19 protein-coding genes are annotated in these 21,383 nt (G+C 45.6%); 9 read left to right on the plus strand and 10 right to left on the minus strand.

What is annotated here, in order from left to right:
* Positions 1-25: 25 nt before the first annotated feature.
* Complete coding sequence (locus BFP72_RS18375) at positions 26-829, minus strand: transporter substrate-binding domain-containing protein (protein WP_099600537.1); 804 nt, start codon at positions 827-829, stop codon at positions 26-28.
* Between the two features lie 47 nt (positions 830-876).
* Entirely contained in the window at positions 877-1,857 is a 981-nt protein-coding gene (locus tag BFP72_RS18380) for an OmpA family protein (protein WP_099600538.1), read from the minus strand.
* 207 nt (positions 1,858-2,064) lie between these two features.
* Here BFP72_RS18380 and BFP72_RS18385 point away from each other — a divergent pair, with 207 nt between their 5' ends.
* Complete coding sequence (locus BFP72_RS18385) at positions 2,065-4,986, plus strand: FAD-binding and (Fe-S)-binding domain-containing protein (RefSeq protein WP_099600539.1); 2,922 nt, start codon at positions 2,065-2,067, stop codon at positions 4,984-4,986.
* Between the two features lie 31 nt (positions 4,987-5,017).
* Here BFP72_RS18385 and BFP72_RS18390 read toward each other — a convergent pair whose 3' ends face one another.
* On the minus strand, positions 5,018-5,812 hold the full coding sequence (locus BFP72_RS18390; RefSeq protein WP_099600540.1) for an arylamine N-acetyltransferase: 795 nt from the start codon (positions 5,810-5,812) through the stop codon (positions 5,018-5,020).
* A 14-nt stretch (positions 5,813-5,826) separates the two neighbouring features.
* A complete protein-coding gene (locus BFP72_RS18395) occupies positions 5,827-6,480 on the minus strand; it encodes a DUF1684 domain-containing protein (RefSeq protein WP_255397253.1) in 654 nt (217 codons plus the stop codon).
* Positions 6,481-6,611: 131 nt separating this feature from the next.
* Between BFP72_RS18395 and BFP72_RS18400 the strand changes: the two genes are divergently transcribed.
* From BFP72_RS18400 to BFP72_RS18410, 3 genes are all read left to right on the plus strand, one after another.
* Positions 6,612-7,523, plus strand: a complete 912-nt coding sequence (locus BFP72_RS18400) for an SDR family oxidoreductase (RefSeq protein ID WP_099600542.1) — start codon at positions 6,612-6,614, stop codon at positions 7,521-7,523.
* A gap of 135 nt (positions 7,524-7,658) precedes the next feature.
* The gene (gene rpoN, locus BFP72_RS18405; protein ID WP_099600543.1) at positions 7,659-9,095 is read left to right on the plus strand and encodes an RNA polymerase factor sigma-54; all 1,437 of its coding nucleotides are present in this window, start codon (positions 7,659-7,661) and stop codon (positions 9,093-9,095) included.
* Entirely contained in the window at positions 9,095-9,703 is a 609-nt protein-coding gene (locus BFP72_RS18410; protein ID WP_099600544.1) for a phosphatase PAP2 family protein, read from the plus strand. Before rpoN ends, BFP72_RS18410 begins: the two co-directional genes overlap by 1 nt.
* Here the strand turns inward: BFP72_RS18410 and BFP72_RS18415 are convergent.
* From BFP72_RS18415 to BFP72_RS18435, 5 genes are all read right to left on the minus strand, one after another.
* A complete protein-coding gene (locus BFP72_RS18415; RefSeq protein WP_099600545.1) occupies positions 9,700-10,401 on the minus strand; it encodes an outer membrane beta-barrel protein in 702 nt (233 codons plus the stop codon). The two genes, BFP72_RS18410 and BFP72_RS18415, sit on opposite strands and share 4 nt — an antisense overlap.
* A gap of 93 nt (positions 10,402-10,494) precedes the next feature.
* Complete coding sequence (locus tag BFP72_RS18420; RefSeq protein ID WP_099600546.1) at positions 10,495-11,217, minus strand: tyrosine-protein phosphatase; 723 nt, start codon at positions 11,215-11,217, stop codon at positions 10,495-10,497.
* Positions 11,217-13,601 (minus strand): tyrosine-protein kinase, encoded by a 2,385-nt coding sequence (locus BFP72_RS18425; protein WP_099600547.1) that lies wholly within the window; start codon positions 13,599-13,601, stop codon positions 11,217-11,219. Before BFP72_RS18425 ends, BFP72_RS18420 begins: the two co-directional genes overlap by 1 nt.
* Before the next feature lie 3 nt (positions 13,602-13,604).
* Positions 13,605-14,300: a polysaccharide biosynthesis/export family protein gene (locus BFP72_RS18430; RefSeq protein ID WP_099600548.1), complete on the minus strand. Its 696-nt coding sequence runs from the start codon at positions 14,298-14,300 to the stop codon at positions 13,605-13,607.
* Positions 14,301-14,470: 170 nt separating this feature from the next.
* Positions 14,471-15,577 (minus strand): glycosyltransferase family 4 protein, encoded by a 1,107-nt coding sequence (locus BFP72_RS18435; protein WP_099600549.1) that lies wholly within the window; start codon positions 15,575-15,577, stop codon positions 14,471-14,473.
* A gap of 78 nt (positions 15,578-15,655) precedes the next feature.
* Here BFP72_RS18435 and hflX point away from each other — a divergent pair, with 78 nt between their 5' ends.
* On the plus strand, positions 15,656-16,825 hold the full coding sequence (gene hflX, locus BFP72_RS18440) for a GTPase HflX (RefSeq protein WP_099600550.1): 1,170 nt from the start codon (positions 15,656-15,658) through the stop codon (positions 16,823-16,825).
* Here the strand turns inward: hflX and BFP72_RS18445 are convergent.
* Positions 16,822-17,403, minus strand: coding sequence for an FISUMP domain-containing protein (locus BFP72_RS18445; protein ID WP_099600551.1), 582 nt, complete (start codon positions 17,401-17,403; stop codon positions 16,822-16,824). The genes hflX and BFP72_RS18445 overlap by 4 nt on opposite strands.
* Before the next feature lie 231 nt (positions 17,404-17,634).
* On the opposite strand from BFP72_RS18445, the gene BFP72_RS18450 reads away from it, so the two are divergent.
* The 4 genes from BFP72_RS18450 (at position 17,635) to purH (ending at position 21,362) form a co-directional block, all read left to right on the plus strand.
* Positions 17,635-18,297 carry a hypothetical protein gene (locus BFP72_RS18450; protein ID WP_099600552.1) on the plus strand — a complete coding sequence of 221 codons (663 nt, stop codon included), beginning with the start codon at positions 17,635-17,637 and terminating at the stop codon, positions 18,295-18,297.
* A gap of 3 nt (positions 18,298-18,300) precedes the next feature.
* Positions 18,301-19,179: a geranylgeranylglycerol-phosphate geranylgeranyltransferase gene (locus BFP72_RS18455; RefSeq protein ID WP_099600553.1), complete on the plus strand. Its 879-nt coding sequence runs from the start codon at positions 18,301-18,303 to the stop codon at positions 19,177-19,179.
* 1 nt (position 19,180) lies between these two features.
* Positions 19,181-19,756 (plus strand): phosphoribosylglycinamide formyltransferase, encoded by a 576-nt coding sequence (locus tag BFP72_RS18460; RefSeq protein WP_099600554.1) that lies wholly within the window; start codon positions 19,181-19,183, stop codon positions 19,754-19,756.
* Positions 19,757-19,835: 79 nt separating this feature from the next.
* Complete coding sequence (gene purH, locus BFP72_RS18465; protein WP_099600555.1) at positions 19,836-21,362, plus strand: bifunctional phosphoribosylaminoimidazolecarboxamide formyltransferase/IMP cyclohydrolase; 1,527 nt, start codon at positions 19,836-19,838, stop codon at positions 21,360-21,362.
* Positions 21,363-21,383: the final 21 nt, after the last annotated feature.

A 21,383-nucleotide genomic window follows, 5' to 3' on the forward strand; every position in this document is an offset into this window, starting at 1 on the left:
GCTTGTGGATGATGTCTGTAGAGGCTTATTCTACTTGTAGCAACCACATTCCGTTCTCCAACCATTTTTGGTTGAGCTCTTCGAAGATGCCTGCAAGTTGAAGTGAGTTCATGTAGTTCTGTACCAAGTTTAGAAACAACGGGTCGCCTTGTGGTAGAGCAGCACCGATAGGTTCGATGGTCAGTGGCTCTTCGAGGGAGACGATGCCTTCGTGTCCATACTTCAGTGCAGAGACCAAGGTAAACGGGTAGTCTGCTACTACGGCTTTCACTACGTCGTTGCGTAGCATGTCGATTGCTTCGTCATAGCTGCTGACAGGAGCGATGTCTGCATTGGTCATGTAGGCTTTCGCGAAGATTTCGCTGGTAGAGCCTGCGAGTACAGCGATGCGCATCTTGGGGTTCATATTGATGTCTTCGGTAGATTCCGATTTAGATAGCAATTTGGACTTGGTCAAAATGGATTTTCCAGAGACCATGTATGGGCCTACGAAAGCGACACGCATGTTTCGCTCGGGGGTGATAGTCATCCCAGACATGACCAAGTCAACCTCTCCGTCTTCCAAGGCAGGAATCAGATCGTTGAAGTCCATCAAGACGAGCTTGAGCTCTACGTTGAGAGACTGCGCAAGCATGGTCGCTAGATCTATTTCATACCCGATGTAGTTGCCGCTTTTTGATTTCATCGAAAATGGAGGCTGGTTGCCGGTTATGCCCACGCGGAGTTCGCCTTTTTTGATGATTTGCTTTAATGTGGCTTGCGCCTGTGCATTGGAAGCCATGACGAGAATCACGAGCAACGCGGATAAAATCAATTTGATCTGTTTCATAGTTTTTTAGTTAGTTTAAATCCTATATTATAGATGTACAAAGGAACCTAAAGTTTTAATATTTTAAACTCTACTCTCCTATTCTTTTGCCTCCCTTCGGATGTTGTATTGCTTTCTATCGGGGCATCTTCTCCGTATCCTTTTGCGGTGAAGCGGTATTTTTTAATCCCTTTGTCTTCCAGATACATGGCGACAGCTTTGGCCCTGTTTTCAGAGAGAATTTGATTGTTGGTTTGCGAGCCAACATTGTCCGTATGCCCAGCGATTTCGATTTCGGCTTTGGGGTGTTGCCACAAAAATTCCAAAAGCATGTCTAGTTCTTCGTAAGAAGCGGGTTTGAGTACGTATTTGGCCGTTTCGAAATAGATGTTGTTGAGCTGGAAAATTTGTCCTTCTCGGGCATTGGAGAGTTCGTGACTCAGGTTGGTTGCTTCGCAAGCTGTGAATGTGACATCATCAAGAGCAAAGTGCGCAGAGATGCATTCGGTGTTGACGTTTCGGATGGCTAGTTTGACTTCCGTATTGTTTCTCGATTTCCAAGTGACTGTGTATTTTCTCCACTCACAGAGGACACTATCTAGTTCTAACTTTTTTCCCTCTGCCTTGTCATTGATATATACCTCCAAGATCGCAGGAGAGTAGCGTAGCAAGGGAGCCACCCAAAAACTAAAAGTGTAGGTAGTGTTTGGGCTGATGTCAGTGACGGTTTGACTCCATGCATTGTCATTGGGGGACTCTGACCCGTTGTATACGAGCATGATGCCGCCGTTGGAGCTGTGGTCTCTGCATGCAGGATATAGACCGAGTGCATATTGTGGGTTGGTGACTGTGGCATAGCTCCCGCCGAGGAGTAGGGATTCTCCTCCTGGCTCTCGGGTGTACTGATAGTCTGACTGGAACTCTTGGTTCCCTTTACAAAAATCTGAGTTTTTGACTAGGTTCTCTCCGTCTGATTGTCCTTCGGGACATTGAGCCCATAGACTGATCGTTACCATGAGGAGAAGTAGAATAGAAATGCTGCTTTTCATATAAGTGTGACTTGAATTTTAAAGCTAACAATAAATGCTTGAACCTTCCAGTACAGTCATGTGAAATGATCTTTATCTCTGTTGGTTCTCAGAATTATCTATCGAATAGGGCGGGGAGAGTTATGGAAAATTGAAATCGACGTGACTGTGTATTTTTGTGGAGGCTTAGAATGTTGAGATTCGGGCTAAAAGCATATTTTTGCGACCATGAAGAATGCACTGCTATTGCTGGCACAACAGCTTAAAGGGGATTTGTTTTTGGATGAAACACTACGTACACTCTATGCCACGGATGCTTCGGCGTATCGCGAATTGCCGTTGGCGGTGGCTATGCCTGTGGACAAGGAGGACCTGAGACTTTTGATTCAATTTGCCAACGAGCACGAGACGTCCTTGATTCCACGTACAGCAGGAACCTCTCTGGCAGGACAGGTTGTAGGCAACGGGATCGTAGTGGATGTGTCCAAGCATTTTCATGAAGTAGTGGAAGTCAATGTGGAGGAGAATTGGGTCCGCGTGCAGCCTGGGGTGATTCGTGATGACCTCAATCGACACCTCAAGCCGTTTGGTATGTTTTATGGACCAGAGACCTCGACCGCCAATCGTGCAATGATAGGAGGAATGGTTGGCAACAACTCCTGCGGGTCCAATTCTGTGGTCTATGGCAGTGCTCGGGATCATTTGTTGGAGGTCAGTGGCTTTTTGTCAGATGGCAGTGAGGTGACGTTTGGAGAGATGAGCCTGCAGGATTTTGAGTCTAAGATGGAAGAAGATACTCTCGAGGGCTCTATCTATCGGCGTGTCAATGAGCTGTTGCAACCAGCCGAAGTGAGGACGGAGATTGCCAAGGAATTTCCTAAACCAAGTATCCCACGGCGAAACACAGGGTATGCAGTAGATCTACTGGCGATCAATCAGCCTTTCGAACCTTCAGGTGAGGCATTCAACTTTTGCAAATTGATTGCGGGATCCGAAGGGACATTGATGTTCATCACAGAACTCAAAGTACACGCAGGGGCCATGCCTCCCAAAGACAAGGCCTTGGTGTGTATCCACTGCGAGAGTATTCATGAGTCGCTATTGGCCAATCTTGTCGGGCTGAAGTATGAACCACATGCTAGTGAGTTGATCGATGACATCATTTTGCAGTGTACCAAAGAGAATATTGAGCAGCAAAAGAATAGATTCTTTGTGCAAGGAGACCCAGGGGCGATACTCGTGGTGGAACTAGCGGCAGAGAGTGATGGTGCGTTGAATCAGAAGTGTGAAGCGATGATCGCCGAACTGAAGAAAGAGGGCTTAGGCTATCATTATCCGGTGCTAAAAGGAGGAGACATCGGAAAAATATGGACACTCAGAAAAGCAGGGCTCGGGCTATTGGCCAACATCCCTGGGGATGCCAAAGCTCAACCGGTGATCGAAGATACGGCCGTTGATGTGCAAGATTTGCCAGAGTACATTCGAGAGTTCAATGAGACCTTGGAAAAATACAACCTGAGTTGTGTACATTATGCGCATGCCGGGTCGGGTGAATTGCACTTGCGACCAGTACTGAACATGAAGACAGAAGAGGGGCATCGCATGTTTCGTGTGGTGGCTGAAGAAATTTCCCGATTGGTCAAAAAGTACAAAGGCTCTCTCAGCGGTGAGCACGGTGATGGACGACTCAGAGGGGAGTTTATCAAGGAGCAAATAGGAGAGAAGAACTATGCGTTGATCAAAGAAATCAAGAAGGCGTGGGACCCCAAGTCGATTTTTAACCCAGGGAAAATCACTGAGACGGCAAAGATGGATGAATTTTTACGCTATGAGCCGAATCAGCCAGATCCAGAGATCAAGACTTACTTCAATTGGGATAGAAACCAGGGGGTGTTGCGTTCTGCAGAGCTGTGCAACGGGTCGGGCGATTGTCGCAAATCTGCGGGCAGTGGGGGGACGATGTGTCCGAGTTTTATGGCCACTCGAAACGAGAAAGATACGACACGGGCGCGAGCCAATATCCTGAGAGAGGTACTGACTCATTCGGACAAAATCAACAAGTTTGATAGTGAGCAGATCAAAGAAGTGATGGACCTGTGTCTATCCTGCAAAGGCTGTAAGTCTGAATGCCCGTCCAATGTAGATATGGCACGTCTCAAGGCGGAATTTGAGCAGCAATATTATGATGCCAACGGGATGCCTCTAGCCAAGCGTATGATGGGAGAATATGCGCTCAGCATGAAGATGGCTGCTCTCGCTCCATGGGCGTACAATGCGGTATTCAAAAACTCAGTGACTGGGACAATCGGCAAGCGCATCATGGGAGTACATCAGGAGCGCTCCATGCCGCTGATGCCAAAGCTAACGATGAAGTCGTGGTACAAGAGGAACAAAACTAAACTTAAGAGTCAGAAGTCGGACAAGGCTCTGTACCTGTTCTTTGATGAGTTTACCAACTACCTCGATGCAGAAATTGGTGTCACGGCTATCCAGCTTCTGGATGAATTGGGCTTCAAGGTGATGGAAGTAGAGCACGATCAGTCGGGCCGTGCATTGATCTCAAAGGGGATGGTAAGGAAGGCCAAGAAGGTTGCCAACAAGAACGTACATTTGCTTCATGGCAAGGTAAGTACAGAATGTCCACTGGTGGGGATCGAACCCTCGACTATTCTGACCCTAAGAGACGAGTACCCTGACTTGTGTGATGTGGAGCTCAAAGGGAAAGCACAAGACATTGCAGATGCATGTCTTACGATCGAGGAGTTTATCACCCGAGAGTTTAGGCGAGGAAACATCGACAAGGGGCTCTTTTCTATGGAGAAAAAGAAGCTCAAAGTACATGGGCACTGTCACCAAAAGGCACTATCGTCTGTCATGACGCTCAAGGAGACTTTGTCTATTCCGGAAAACTACGAAGTGGAGATGATTCAGTCAGGATGCTGTGGTATGGCGGGATCGTTTGGGTACGAGACGGATCACTTTGACACTTCGATGAAAATCGGAGAATTGGTGCTTTTCCCCGCAGTACGGGAGGCAGAGGATGAGACGATTATCGCTGCGCCGGGTACGAGCTGTCGTCATCAGATCAAAGACGGGACGGGAAAGCTCGCTCTTCATCCGGTCGAAGTGTTGTATCAGGCGCTACGCTAGAGGAGAATGGGGAGCTAGAGCTTGTATTGATTTAGGAAAGGTTGCGCTCCCATACTATCCCAAAATGTTGATTGAGCAATACGCAGAACTCATCAGAGTTGAGGATGTTTTGCTCGCTGCGTTCACCGAGATGATGCCTCACCAACTTGGTGTCACTGAGAGTGACGCGTCCTGTAGGGAGGGCTTGTGTGATGACATTTCCTTTTGTGAAATGTGATTTGGGACTGCTTTGATGGTACTGGCACATGTCAATGAATTCAACCAATTGATATTCTTTTTTTGAAAAAAGGTATTTCGTTTCGAATAGGACGGAATCCTCGGACATGGATAGGGTATAGTGCCCATCTGCGTCTTTGTCTATTCTAAAGTAGCGATTGAGGTCCATTTGGATCTCTCCAGGATACATGATTTTGGGGGAGCTAAAGGAGTCACCAAAACCTACGTCACAGAGATAGGCGTTGTGGTTGAGATGGACGAGCAGGGCCATGTGATCTAGGGCTGGGCCAAGGCTGCCTGTCTTGTCGTAGACACGAGCGGCTATCATCTGTACGTCAAAGCCCAGTGATTGTAGTAGTTGGTAAAACAAGCCGTTGAGTTCATAACAGAAGCCTCCCCTCCGCCGGAGGACGATCTTGTCGAATAATCGTTTTGGGTCCAAGAGGATCTCTTGGCGCATTCCGATATCGAGGTTTTCGAAGGGAATGTTGAGCAGGTGATTGAGATGCAGCTGTCTGAGATAGTTGATAGATAGAGATTGGTTTCGTGGCGAACGAATCCTTGCTAGGTATTGTGTGATTTGTGGCTCGCTGAGCTTTGCTTTGCGCATGGGTGGCGACTGGTTTAGTGTTTGGGGGTTTTGATTCCCGCCGTGATTCGAAGTGGGATGTCGTTTTCGGCTGGAGGAATGGGGCACGAATAACCTGCTGCATAAGCACAGTAGGGGTTGTAGGCCATGTTGAAATCGATGATGATGTGTTCTCCTGTAGGTATACTCAAGTCAATGTAGCGACCGCCTCCATAGGAGTCGTCACCATTGGTCAGGTCTGTAAACGGCAAAAAGAGGTAGTCTTTGTACTTTTCCATGACCCGCAGGCGATGACTTTGGTACAGTGTGAGTTCGATAGCTTGCCCTTCCAGTTCAAAAGTCACTGTACCATATTTGTCGTACGCGGAGAGACGACTAGACGAGGTTTTCATTTCAATACTGAGGGGAGTGGTGTTTTGGACGAATTTCGCTTCTACTCGAAACTCCTTGTCAATAGGAAAGAATTCATGCCCGTCAAATTTCCTGATCTCCTTTTTAGAGAGCGGGGACTCGCTCGGATCTTTGTATTCGCTATTGAGTTTTTGCTGAAAAGCAAGCACTTCTTGTTCATATGACTGAGCCTCGACCATCGTGGATATCAAGAGGGTCAGGATCAAAAGCATAAGTGACCTGGATTGGAGAGGGGTTTTGCTTGGTTTGAGGGAGAGGGGTGTTTGGTTTATCATCATGAAGAGAGAGTGTTTGTCAGAGGATATGGTTTTTCGAATAGATCAATGCTTTGCAAAAATGAAGATAGAAAAATAATTCTCTAAGTTTACAATCGAATAACCTACAAAACCACAACCTAAAGAAATCTACTATGAAAATTTTAATTACTGGGGCGAATGGATTGCTCGGTCAGAAACTTGTCCAATTGCTATTGGACCAAGGAGAGACGGTCATTGCGACTTCTCATACTCAGAGTAGACTGGGGTATATGGAGCAGGAGTTTGTATACGATCAGATGGATATCCGTGTTCGTGACCAAGTGATGGAGGTAGTGTCTAGGCATACTCCAGATGTGATCATTCATACAGCAGCGATGACCAATGTCGATCAATGCGAGACTGAGCGCGAAGCTTGTGATCGCCTCAATGTGGATGCTGTACAGCACCTTGTAGATGCAGCGCAGGTGACGGGTGCATTTTTAGTGCATTTGTCGACGGATTTTATCTTCGATGGCGAGGGAGGCCCTTATGTGGAAAGTGACGAACCCAACCCTGTCAGTTACTACGGAGAGAGCAAGTTGGCAGCCGAAAAAATTGTGAAAGCTAGTAAAGGAGATTGGGCAATCTTGCGTACGGTACTAGTCTATGGAGTCACTCCAGGCATGAGCCGATCCAACATCATCTTGTGGGTCAGAGATAGCCTTACCCAAGGCAAGGAGCTCAAAATAGTAGATGATCAGTGGCGGACACCGACTTTGGCAGAAGATTTGGCGATGGGGTGTTATTTGGCAGCCAAACATCGAGCCAAGGGTGTTTTTAATATTTCGGGCAAGGATCTATTGACTCCTTATGAGATGGCTATGAAGACCTGTGACTACTTCGATCTGGATAAGTCTCTCATTACCAAAGTCGATGGCAGTATGTTTTCACAGCCAGCGAAGCGTCCCCCTAAGACGGGTTTTATATTGGACAAGGCCAAGGACGTGTTGGGCTATGACCCAGTAGGGTTCGACGAGGGGATACGTCTTTTGGATCAGCAGCTCAAGGACATGCTAGTGAAGTAGATTTTGGATTCTTTAACATGGATTTGTAGCGCAGTGTTCTTGGTGCGTAAAATCATTTGTTCAAATTCTGGCGGCATCACATCTTTTATTCTGAAAAAGAATAAATTTGGTGAAGTTTAATTTATCAAAATATTCATGCAGAAACTCGGATTAATTCAATCCCTCGGTCAGAAGCTTTCGCCGCAGCAGATACAGTTCATCAAATTGCTACAGGTGCCTACAGCAGAGTTGGAAGCGCGAATAAAGGAGGAGCTAGAGGTGAACCCCGCACTCGAAGAGGGCAGAGAGGAGTCGTCTGAGGAAAGCACAAGTGAGGAGGTGAGCAAAGAGGATACTTCCAATGACGAGCTGAACGTCGATGATTATCTCAATGAAGATGATTATGCGGGATACAAAATGCAAGGGGATGGCAACTACAACGAGGAAGAACGCGACATGCCGATCTCTTCTGGGAGTTCCCTTCAAGAGCAGCTCATCGATCAGTTGGGCTTTCTCAAGCTCGACGAGACACAGGAAATCATCGGGCGCCAACTTATTGGTAGTATAGAGGCGGATGGCTACATTCGGAGAGACCTAGAGGCTATCATGAATGATCTCGCATTCTCACAAAACATAGAAACTAGTCTAGATGAGGTCGAGGCGGTACTGTACAAAATCCAGTCTTTTGATCCTCCAGGGATCGCGGCTCGCTCACTCAAAGAATGCTTGTGCATCCAGCTGGATAAGAAAGAAAACCATGGAGCCGAGGTAGACTTGGCACAGAAAATTGTTTCACAATGCTTTGAGGAGTTTACCAAAAAGCACTATGACAAGATCGAAAAGAAGCTAGGAGTTGATGAGGAGCAGCTCAAAGAGGCAATCCACACGATCACCAAGCTCAACCCGAAGCCCGGAGGAACCACAGATGGGTTGGTCAGGGTTCAGTATCTCCTGCCGGACTTTATTTTGACGAATGACGATGGCAAACTGGAACTGACACTCAACTCCAAGAATGCTCCTGAATTAAGAGTGAGTCCTTCGTACTCGGACATGTTTCAGTCTTACCACAAGAGTGATAAAAAGGACAAGAAACTGAAGGAGACCGTGTCTTTCGTCAAGCAAAAATTGGATGCTGCTAAGTGGTTTATTGACGCAGTGAAGCAACGTCAGCAGACTTTGCTCAATACTATGAATGCGATCATCAAGTACCAGTACGATTACTTCTTGGATGGTGATGAGACCAAATTGAAACCGATGATTCTGAAGGATATTGCTGAGATCATAGGGATGGATATTTCGACGATTTCGAGAGTAGCCAATAGCAAGGCCATTCAGACGGAGTTTGGGATTTTTCCTTTGAAGTACTTCTTCTCAGAAGGGATATCGACGGATTCAGGAGAGGATGTGAGTAGCAGGGAGGTCAAAGAAAAGCTGAGGAAATTCATTGAAGACGAAGACAAGTCGAAACCTCTCTCTGATGATAAGTTGGAGAAGCTGCTCAAGGCAGAAGGCTACAATATCGCGAGGAGAACTGTGGCAAAGTATAGAGAACAATTGAACTTGCCCGTGGCGAGATTACGAAAGGAGTTGTAGTGAAGGTTAGTTTTGGACAAGTGATTTCTCAAGTTTTTCATCCGTTGCTCGTGCCGACGATGACCTTTTGTATACTGTTTCTGTTTTCTCCACAATTGATACAGCCTCTGTCTGCGATGTCTTTGCCGTTTTTGTTCATTACGACATTCATCATTCCGATGATTAGTATATCGATATTGCGAGTGTCTGGCTCGATCAGTAGCCTGCGTATGGACAAGCGAGAGGAGCGATTGGTACCATTCACCTTTATCGCTTTGTTTTTTGGGATGACGACTTACCTCTTTATTTACAAGGTAGGGGTCAATGACTTGGTTGCGACGATATTTATTTCGACGACTGTCTTGATTTTAGTTTTGACAGTGGTTACGTCTTGGTTCAAGATCAGTATTCATGCCGCAGGGATGAGTGGGATGTGCGGATACCTGCTGGCGCTGTGTTACAGAGTGCCAGGGAGCGAACTGATCTACCCTCTATTGGCGGTGGTAGTGCTTGCCGGACTGGTGATGACCGCTCGCTTGCAAGTCAATGCTCATCGACCTGCCGAAGTATTGGCAGGTTTTGTCATTGGGTTGCTGATATGCTTTTCTGCTTTGTATTGGTTTGCTTAGAGACCTGAGATTGAGATACCAACCGTCGAATACATGATGTCTTGGGTGTCTACAGGTCCTTTGTCGGTAAACATAGGAGTCATGTAGTACTTGTAGAACACATTGACACTACCCATACCGATACGAGCTTGAAGACCAATTCTTAGATCTGTCATACCTAGATCACCTTTTTCTTTGATTTTTCGGGTGTCTCCTGACTCGGAGTATTTGACTTTGGTGTGAGAGTCAAAAATGTAGGCAAACATCCCTCCTAGGCCAATGTATGGGCTGCTTTTTTTGTCATTGCCCATGAAGTTGAACCTCATCTCAAGAGGGATCTCTATATAGTTGATAGCATACTGCCCTTTTTTGTAATCCCAATCATCGTCGACGTCTTCGTACATCTCTCCCAAAAAGTTGCCGTTTTTAGAACCAATTTTTTCGAGACTAACTCCTATACCAGGTCGAAACTCAACTTTCTTGCTGAGGTCAAATGGCTTGATGAAATAAAGAGCAACAGACTTGGACCTCCACCAGTGCACTTGGTTCCAGTAGTCAGGCTTGCCAGTGAGCATGTTGAATCCAAAATCCAGTACGATTTCGCCGGGCAATTCCGGTGTTTTTTTGACTACTTCTTCACTCAATTGAGCGGAGGATTCAAAACTTAGATTTAGGAGTAATGCGAATGCCGCGAAGGCGAGGGTCACTTTTTTCTTCATTTGCTTGTATTAAAGCCGTTTTAATTTTCGACTGGCAAAGATAGGTGAATTTTGAAATTATGGGTTTTCAAAAGTATTTATCTATGCTTTGGGTTATAATGAGTTATTGCGTAGCGAAAGTTGCCCCGCTTTTTGAAAAGATTTAGTTTGAAGTGCCTTTTTGTATACTTCAAGATGTCGCAGGTTGTGTATGTCTGACCCGACAAAATCGACCCATTGTTGAGCGATGAGGTATTGAGCGGTTTGTTTGGCCTCATATGAATAATGACCCGTAAAGGAGGAAGCATTGACCTGTTGTAGCACTCCCATGTCACGAAACTTGAGTATGAGTGCAGGGTCTTGCTGAATGTAGCTGTATCGCTCAGGATGCGCAAATATAGGTTGTAGGCCTTTGGCCTTGAGTTTGAAAAACACGTCTTCAAGCTGCATGGGTTTGTTCATGAAAGCCGTCTCCAACAAGATGTGGTTTCCTGCAAAGGTGAGTAGCTCTTGGTTCGTATCGAGCTGTTCTACGAATGAGTCGTCGACATAGTATTCGGCGCCTGCCTGTACCTCCATGTCGAGGTTTTCTTCGGTGATTTTTTGACGTAGGGTGGCGACACCTTCTCGTATGATGGTGGGGGTGTTGGGGTAATAGTCCGAGAGGATATGAGGCGTGGTGATTAGTTTTTTGATGCCAAGAGCACTTAGGCCACGGATGATTTCGAGAGACTCTTCCCACGTCTTGACTCCATCATCTATGCCAGGGATGAGGTGCGAGTGGAGATCAACCGTGAGAGGGCTGAACGTTCTTTTTTGTTGAAACAGCCCGAACATTATGCCTTTTTGCCTAATAGTTTGTCGAGCCAGGATCTCTTGGCAGGGACCTCGTCTTCGTAGTAGCCTGAGCCATAGCCTCCGTATCCGTAGCGCCCTTGTTGGTTGACGGAGTTGAAGATGACAGATAGGTTATCGAATCGGTTGTTGGTGATGAGGTTGTGTACCGATTTGAGGTAGGACTTTTTGGAGTATTCTGCCCGTACGACATAGATGGGGAGATCGGTTTTCTTCATGACTAAGATTCCATCAGTGACGAGACCTACGGGAGGTGTGTCGAGTAGGACGATATCAAATTTCTCCTTGAGCTCTTCGAGAAAGTGGTTGAATTTTTCGCCCATGATCAATTCTGATGGGTTAGGAGGTGTGGGACCTGCACTGATGTAGGATAGGTTTTTTACTTCTGAATTGTTGACACATTCGTCGATTGTGTTTTTGTCAATGAGTATGGTACTGACGCCTTTGTTGGTTTGTTCTGTGCCAAAGGCGAGATGGACTTTGGGCTTGCGCATGTCTAGGTCTATGACGACTACTTTGAGCCCGGAGTAGGCAAAGATTGCCCCTAGATTGACTGCTATGAAAGTCTTGCCTTCGCCACTGACAGTAGAGGTGATGGAAATAAGTTTTCGGCCATTTCCAGAAGCCATGAATTCCATATTGGTGCGGACGGAGCGCAGTGCCTCACTCATGGAGGATTTGGGGTTGGTGGATACGACCAAGCGAGTAGTCTGTAGTTTTTCTGCTTTGTATTTTGGGATTACCCCGAGGAGGGGCGCCATGAGTAGTCGTTCGAGCTCTTTGGAGTTGGAGATTTTGTCATCGAGCAGGTAGGAGATTGCTACAAAGAAGAAACTGATGATGAGTCCAGCCATAAACCCTGCTCCGTAGATGAGGATTTTTTGTGGTTTTATAGGGGCGTCAGGCATAGAGGCTGGAGACAATACGACAAAATTGGTGACTGTACCTGCTCTTGCGATCTCTAGTTCTATTTTGCTTTGGATGAGAGAAAAATAGAACTCTTCTTGTAGAGAGTAGAGTCTTCTGTTTTTGTTGTATGAGGTGCCCATGGATGGTAATTCGGCAAAATTACTTTCCAATATCTTTCTTTTTTTGCTCAACTCTTCTTGGCTCGTGACCAAGTTTTCTTGGTAGGAAACGAGCCGGTCATGGACGGCTTTTTGCGATAGATCGATACGGCTGTTGAGTTGCTTGATGATTTGGGTGTTTTCATTGTAGGTGTCAAGCTTGAGGAGTCTTTCGTTTTTTAGTTCGTTGTACTCTGCGAGCATTTCTAGAAAGGGCTTGGGGAGACCGAGCGTAGTGATGGGGGTTCCTTCGCCCAGCTGTTTGTTGGCTAGTTCAACTGCGGCGATTTGCGTGCGGATGTTGAAGCGTTGTGAGTCGAGTTGATTGAGGAGACGGATGGTGTAATTGAGGTCTTGAGAGAGGTCAGTTGTTCGGTTTTTGATGGTGAACTTCTCGAAGTAATCCTCGAATTGCTCTAGTTCGATTTGAGACTTATACATCTGCGTTTCGAGAAATGATATCTTTTGTTCGACGGCTTGATTTTTGGCCGCTTTGGTATAATTGAGATAGATGGTGTCGATCGCCTGCACCAAACTTCTTGCTTTGTATTTATTGGGGTCGGCGAGTGCTATCTTGATGGTGTTGGCGTTGAAGTTGATAGGCTCTACAATGATATTTTGTTGGAAATAATCGATGAGTGCTTCACGGCTATTGATCACAAAGTAGAAATCAATCAGGTTTTGTTGTTCTTTGAAGAAGATCGTTTTGGAGACTATGAGTTCTCCAAATGCCGTGTTTATTTTTTTTCCGAAAGGATACCTTGTGCGATGGCTGGTGCCGTGGAGTTCAAAATCCATGACAAAGTGGTCGTCACTTAGGATTTCCACATCAATTCGACGATTGAGGATTGATGGGTCTGAGACTTGTACATCCACGATAAACGGTGAATTGCCGTAGCGTTCGTCATAGAGATGACTCCTTCCAGGATGAAAGTAGGAGACGTTCATTCCTACAGCATCGACGACTTGGCTTGCAAAAAGACGAGATTTGAGAATTTCGATCTCTCCAGAGAGTCCCTTGATATCTTGTTCCATAGGGTTCTGAATCCCAAGTATACCTGCATCGCTTTTGATGTCTAGTTTGAGGATGGACTCAGAGCTATAGATTGGTTTGGTGTATCTGAGGTACAGAAACGTGCCTGCATTGAATAGAATTAAGATCAGGATGATCCAAGGCAAATTTTTGATGAAGACTTGGTTGAGTTTATCAAAATCAATATTGCTCAAGGGGTCACCTTCAGATTGGTTGTGGTTTTGACCTCCATGTATTGGGCGAATATGATTTGTTTCTAGGTTCAATGTTTATAGATTTTGTAGGACAAGCACGAGGGCAAGTGTGCTGCTCAAAAGGCTCAATACAGGGGCGATATCTTTGATACTTTCTAGCCAAGGGCGTCTCCAAGGTTCGACGTAGACAATGTCACCAGGTTCCATGGTGATCATCGAATCCCTCATGCCACTGACTGTACTCAAGTTGATCTGAAAGACCTCAGGGTTGCCTAGGTTGCCACGAATGATTTTGATGTTTTGCGCTTTGGCTCCCATGTCGAGTCCTCCAGCAATGGCGAGGATTTCGACCAAGCTCATGTTTTCGTTGAGCAGTGGAATGAGTTGACCACCCATTGCTCCAAGTACAATGACGCGTTTGTTGCTATAGGTGAGCTTGACGAAGGCTCCTTTGTAGTATGCGTCGTATTTCTCTTCTAGTAGTGATTCGGCTTGATCCAGTGTCAGGCTATCGAGTTTGATTTGTCCAATAATTGGAAATTTGACCGTGCCGTCTTCTTTGACGAGGTAGGTGAAATTTTCTTCGGCGCGGCGCTGGGTTGTATTCATGCCCTGTTGCAATTCGTGATTGGGATCAATGATGCGCTCCCCTTGATTGGTATATACCTCGATACTGAGGTAGTCGTCGATCTGGATGGCGTAGTTTTTCTCTGCTTGCATGACAGCCGTAGAGAGGTCGCTTTTCGAAAACTCTTTATTTAGCTTGAACATGATGTCTTGCTTGTATGCTCGACATGAGCAAAAGAAGGCAAGTAGAAGAATAAGTAACCTTTGATCCAAATATTTATACACTTCGTACGATTTATGGCAAGTTTAAAAAATGCAACTTGATCCAACAAATAAGGGGTAAGATAAATCAGAAAGGCTGTTTCCAATACTTTCTAATCGAGAATCTTGTGTGTCTCAGAGATATACTTTTGAATGATGATTTGTTCGTCAAATTTCTTTTCCACCATTAGTCTGCCACAAGTCCCCATCTTCTGTAGGTCTGTTGGGTTCATGTCGATGATTTTTCTGATTTTATGCTGGAGATCCGTACTGCTTTTGACCTGGCAGAGGTACCCATTTTGACCATCTAGGACCACTTCTCGGCATCCTGGGGCATCGGTAGTGATAATTGGTCGGCTCATGGCTGCTGCTTCGAGGAGTGTTTTTGGAGTTCCTTCTCGGTAGGAGGGCAGGACGACGCATGTGGCCAGATCGATGTGGGTTTGTACCGCGTCATCTGTACCAAGATATTGGATGGACCCGTCGTTGATGTAGGTATCGAGGAGCTCTTTCTTGAGACCACGAGCGTGGTTTTCATCAAGTTGACCGAGCAGTTGAAACTCCGTCTGTGGATATTGTTTTCGGATGGCTCGTGCCGCATCTAGGTATTCGAGAATGCCTTTGTCTAGAATCAAGCGTGAGATCATCAGAAATCGACAAGGGGGAGTGGATAGGGTATGCTTTGCACGAAAGTGCTCTAAGTTGATCCCAGATCCAGGGATGACCTCAGAGCGGACCTCAGGCAGTGGGACTTGGTTGAGGAAGTCTCGTTGGTCGTCACCATTCTGAAAGAATATTAGGTTGACTTTCCTGAAGGACCATTTGTATAGTTTCTTGGCAATTTTAGGGGCTATTCCCTTGTTCAAAAAAACGGTGCCAAGACCACTGACATTGTTGATAACAGGGATGCCTAGTGTACGTGCTGCGAAGGAGCCGTAGATGTTGGGTTTGACGGTGTATTGATAGATGATGTCGGGTCGAATATCACTGTAGAGACGTTTGAGTGTAAGGAATAGCTTGAAGTCAGCAAAAGGGTTCGTGCCTGTGCCACTGATTTCTACGGGGTAGAAGGAGCAGCCCATGTCGATGAGTTTTTGAGAGTACTCGTCCCGGGGAGCTATAGCGATGACTTCATGCTTTTGGTCAAGAAGGGCGCGGATGAGGCCTGCTCTGAAATTGTAGATGTTCCACGAAGTATTGATTGCAATGGCTATTCTCATACGGCCTTTTGTAGAAGGATTTGATGTAAAACTATACTAAATCGAGATAATTGATGAATTTTGCCAAAAAATCAGAATATGGGGGATTATTATCTAACGGCTAAGGAAACAGAAAAGGCAGTTCTAGTGGCACTCTCCGAGCAAAAGCAATCGGACGAAAAGACACAAGAGTATCTGGATGAACTGGAGTTTTTGGCGAGCACGCTTGGGATTGAAACGTACAAGTCTTTTGTGCAGAGGCTAGAAAAACCAGACATTCGCACCTTTGTAGGCAAGGGAAAGCTAGAAGAGATTCAGGCCTATGTCATAGATAAGGAGATCGATACAGTGATTTTTGATGATGACTTGTCTCCTTCTCAGTTGCGCAACTTAGAGCGTGATCTCAATGTCAAGATTTATGACCGCAGTTTACTGATCTTAGACATATTTCTCAAGCGAGCACAAACCGCACAGGCCAAGACCCAGGTGGAATTGGCACGCTACCAGTACTTGATGCCGCGATTGACGAGAATGTGGACTCACCTGGAGCGTCAGCGTGGTGGGACTGGGACGCGTGGTGGCGCTGGAGAAAAGGAGATCGAGACGGATAGACGTATGATTCGTGATCAAATCGCCGTACTCAAAAAGAAACTGGCCAAGATCGATTTGCAAGGGGCCACCAGAAGAAAGTCTAGAAGCAATGTTGTGAGAGTGGCATTGGTAGGATATACCAACGTGGGCAAATCTACGATTATGAAACTCCTTTCCAAGGAGGATATTTATGCCAAGGATGAGCTTTTTGCTACGGTAGATTCTACTGTGCGCAAGGTCGTACTCAATACGGTCCCTTTTTTGTTGTCCGATACGGTTGGGTTTATTCGCAAGTTGCCCCACAATTTGATCGAGTCCTTCAAGTCTACTCTAGACGAAGTGAGAGAAGCCGATATTTTGTTGCACGTGGTGGATATTTCTCACCCTTCTTTTGAGGAACAGATGACTGTGGTCAACGACACCTTGGCAGAACTAGGAGTGGCAGACAAAGAGATGATCGTCGTGTACAACAAGATTGATCGTTTGTCTGCGCCAGAAGGAGAAGAAGCATTTGACTTTACTTCCGGGATTGATACGACATCTAAGAGTACGACGAATCTGTTTATCTCTGCTGTAGAAAAGCAGAACGTGATGGAATTTAGAAGGGTGCTCTTTGAGAAAGTCAAAAAGCACCACATGAAAATATATCCTAACTACTTGGCGCCAGAGTTTTTTTAGTAATCTTTGACGCAGCGGCAGCTGTTCATGTTTTGAGCGCTGATCACGTCATGAGAGACTTCGTCGTAATCTCCGTAAAGAGAGATCAGTCCAGCAGTTCTTTTGTCTCCTAATTCTGCATCCCATAGGTGCGCTGTTTTTCCTATGTCGCTAAATTGCCCTGCGACGTTGGAGAAACCGGCCATCATGATGTTGAGGTTGCTACTGCCTCCTTCTTTGAGTTCTTTTCCAGCTTTTTTGTACCCACCAAAACCGATCATGAGCTCTTGCCATTCGAGTTGGGTAGAGAGGTGCCATCCATTAGGGCAGGCTGTCTTGGCATCTACCCAGTTGTAGAGCCTACCGTATTTTCCGCAGTAGGCAGGGTAGTCTTTGTAGCATACCGAATTTTCCATCTCAAAGTTGAGGTTCTCAGCCATCCACTCCCTTTCGATGAATATCCCGCCTTCCAATTCTATCTGTACCGTGACAGATTTGTAGACCTTGCCGTCTCTTTCATCTGTAAAACTTGACATCTCTTGTCCGTAGGTAGTCAAGGTGCTTGCGCAAATTATAAGTAAGAGTAAGAGTTGTTTCATTTGGATTTTGTTAAGTTCTATAATTGTAATCAACCAGTTCTTTTTAATTTAGCCTCGCTCAAAAAAGTTTGGCGTGCCCAAAAATATAAAAAATTCTAGCAATCGTAGTTGCTTTTGCACAATCTTAGGCGAACCGTTAATTTTATGGAGTACAAAAGCGCTTAGAATCCAAGCATGATTTGCGGTAAAGGGTTTTAAATAATCAGTAAACAACCGTAACCATTGAAACAGATGTCAGAAGAATCTCAGAGTCCATTGAACCCCCTAGTGGCAGTCGCTATGGTTGCCTTGGTTATTGTAGTGATGCATCTATTGTCTAGTCATTTGGGGAGTGGTGGCTCTGGCGGTTTGGACAAAGTCATCATAGAGAGTGAGTCAGGGGTAGGAGAAGAACCGCGCCGGATTGTGATCATTGGTGAAGAAATCGAAGACCCTGATGTGACGTTTGACAGGGAGATGGAGGAAGTACCAGAGATTGGTATACGCCGTTCGGTGAAAGAGGACTCTCTGTTTCTTGCCAAAATCGTCGCACGAGCACCTCACTACGACACGCCAAGTAAGAAAACGATCATTCGGTATTACGTCAAAAACAAGGACGGCAATAGCGTATACGATTTGGCCAAGTTTGGATTTTACATTCACGAGCGACCATCTCCACTGAGGAGTTCACATGGGACCAATGCTATTTATGTGGGTGATTCGGTGACCAATGCAGACGTGTTGTTAGTAGCTTATTCATTGATCAAGGATGGGGTTGACCTCAAATCAGTCGTCTTCTCTAGGGAGCATGCTGGGTGGAAGTCCAATTCGATAGAGGTAGGTACGGATACTACCATCGTCGAGCAGAGATCAATCACGCTGAGTGATTTGAGAGAAGATTGGGGCAAAATGTAACGAATGACTATGCAGCTGAGAGCTTATCTTAGGTTGTTTGTCGATGCGCTCAAACTTAGCAGGGTCAACAACCTCGTCATCATTGCTAGCACCCAATATTTGTCGGCCCTGTTCATTGTGGGACATCCTTCGGAGTATGTCTCGATTGCCCTAGATGGCAAGCTCTTTGCTTTGGTGCTTTCTACAGTAGTCATAGCGGCAAGCGGATATTATATCAACGATTATTATGACATCAAGATCGACTTGATCAACAAACCTTCGAAAGTCATCGTGGGTAGAAATATCAAACGTCGACCGGTCATGCTGGCACACCAAACTCTCAATGCTCTAGGGATAGGACTTGGACTCATGGTGTCGTGGCAAGTTGGGGTGGTCAATCTGATCTGTGCGTTTTTGCTCTGGTGGTATTCCAATCAATTGAAGAGGTTGCCGTTTGTAGGCAATCTCGTCGTGGCATTGCTGACAGGGTCGACACTGTTGATTCTAGGGGTGTATTATGGGCATTACGACTTGCTATTGGTTGTCTATGCTTTTTTTGCTTTTGGTATCACACTGATACGTGAGATCATCAAAGACATAGAGGACAAGGATGGAGATGCCAGTTTTGGCGGGGTGACTTTGCCTATAGCCATAGGTGTGCGCCGCACCAAATATGTATTATATGTGTTGATGGTTGGTTTTTTTGTAGCACTCAACTATTTCTTGTATCGTTTAGATAGTCTGAAAATGACGGGGTATTTCCTTATACTGGCCTTGCCTTATTTGCACTTTCTGCTTCTTTTGGTACGGGCAGATACAAAAATTGCTTACAGCCGTTTGAGTAATTATTGTAAGTGGCTTATTGTTGCAGGCATATTCAGTATGGTAATCCTAAATATTTGAGATGAGTAAAGTGAAGATAGCCATTTTCGCATCAGGCAGTGGCACCAATGCAGAACAGATTGCCACGCATTTTGCCGATAGTGATCAGGTCGAGGTGGATATGATTTTGTCCAATAAGCCCCAGGCTTATGTGCTGGAACGTGCCAAAAAGTTTGACATTCCCACACATGTTTTCAGCCGAGAGGCATTTTACCAGAGTGAGGGCGTATTGGAGTTGCTTCGAGCGAGAGAGGTGGATTTTATCGTACTGGCAGGCTTTCTATGGCTTGTACCTAGCTATTTGATTGACGCGTATCGCGAAAAAATCATCAACATTCACCCAGCACTTTTGCCTAGCTACGGAGGTAAAGGGATGTACGGAGACAAAGTCCATCAAGCGGTAGTTGCAAATCAAGAGGCCGAGAGTGGAATCACGATCCACCTTGTGGATGAGGTCTATGACAATGGTCGGGTACTTCGACAAGAAAAAGTTGCGCTGGAAGCAGGCGAAAGCCCAGAAAGCCTCGCTCAAAAGATTCATCGCTTAGAATACCAGTATTTTCCTCAAACCATAGAGGGTTTTGTTTTGGGGTATTGAGCGAACCAATCTTTACTTTCTAATCCTGTTTTCTCTCAATTAAATAAGTAGCTTTGCAGCTTATTTTTAAGAGGAGAATATGGGTTCTAAGAAAATTAAATCAGCACTTATTTCAGTCTTTCACAAAGACAACTTGGATCAGCTAGTAAAAGTACTGGCAGACAATGATGTTCAACTTTATTCCACTGGGGGCACACAAAAATTCATCGAGGATTTAGGTATCCCAGTGACACCAGTTGAGGAGATTACGGATTACCCATCCATTTTCTCAGGTAGAGTAAAGACCCTGCATCCCAAGATCTTTGGCGGCATCCTCAATCGCAGAGACAATGAAAGTGACCAACAGGAAAAAGCCCAACATAGTATTCCTGATATTGATTTGGTAGTCGTAGATCTGTACCCGTTCGAAGCGACCGTAGCTAGTGGAGCACCCGAAGCAGACATCATCGAAAAAATAGACATTGGAGGCATCTCTTTGATTCGTGGAGCGGCCAAAAACTTCAACGACGTGTTGATCGTCTCATCTATGGAGCAATACGGCGAGACTGTAGAGATGCTCTCGGAGCAAAAGGGCGAGACTACACTCGAGCAGCGCAAGAGATTTGCTACCAAAGCATTTGACATCTCTTCGCATTATGATAGTGCGATTTTCAATTACTTCAACCAAGGTGGTCAAGAGAATGTGTTCAAGCAAAGTATCCGTAGTGCGACACCATTGAGATACGGAGAGAATCCTCATCAAGAGGGTGCTTTCTTTGGTGATCTTGACGCACTGTTTGACAAACTCAATGGAAAGGAGTTGTCGTACAATAATCTAGTGGATGTAGATGCTGCGGTAAGTCTGATCCGAGAATTTGAAGGCGAGACCGCATTCGCTATCATCAAGCATACCAATGCGTGCGGAGTGGCCAAAGGAGGCAGTGTCAAAGAAGCGTATTTGAGAGCTTTGTCTTCGGACAATGTCTCTGCGTTTGGTGGTGTGCTCGTGACCAACGAAAAAATAGACCTAGAGGCTGCTGAAGAAATCAACAAACTCTTTTGCGAAGTGTTGATCGCGCCAGCATACGATACGGAAGCTTTGGCGCTACTGCAGTCCAAAAAGAACAGAGTCATCTTGAAAATCAAGCCGGTGACTATCGTCAAGAAGCAATTCAAAACATTGCTCAATGGGGTGATCATGCAAGACGCTGACCTCAAAACTGATGTCGCAGAGGATCTCAAGACCGTGACCAAAAAGGCTCCAACGTTCGAGGAAATAGAAGCGATGTTGTTTGCATCGAAAGTGTGTAAACATACCAAGTCCAATACGGTCGTATTTGCCAACAAGGACATGATGCTTTCTAGTGGCACAGGTCAGACTTCACGGGTTGATGCACTCAATCAAGCTGTAGAAAAGGCAGAAAGTTTTGGGATGGATCTAAAGGGGGCAGTGATGGCTTCAGATGCATTCTTCCCTTTTCCTGACTGTGTCGAATTTGCAGACAAAGCAGGAATCACTGCGGTGATTCAGCCAGGAGGATCGATCAAAGACCAACTCTCGATTGATTACTGTGATGAGCACGACATGGCGATGGTGATGACAGGTACAAGGCACTTTAAGCATTAATATCCGCTAAAAAAATATTCG

The organism is Reichenbachiella sp. 5M10 (assembly GCF_002742335.1).
GTDB lineage: Bacteria > Bacteroidota > Bacteroidia > Cytophagales > Cyclobacteriaceae > Reichenbachiella.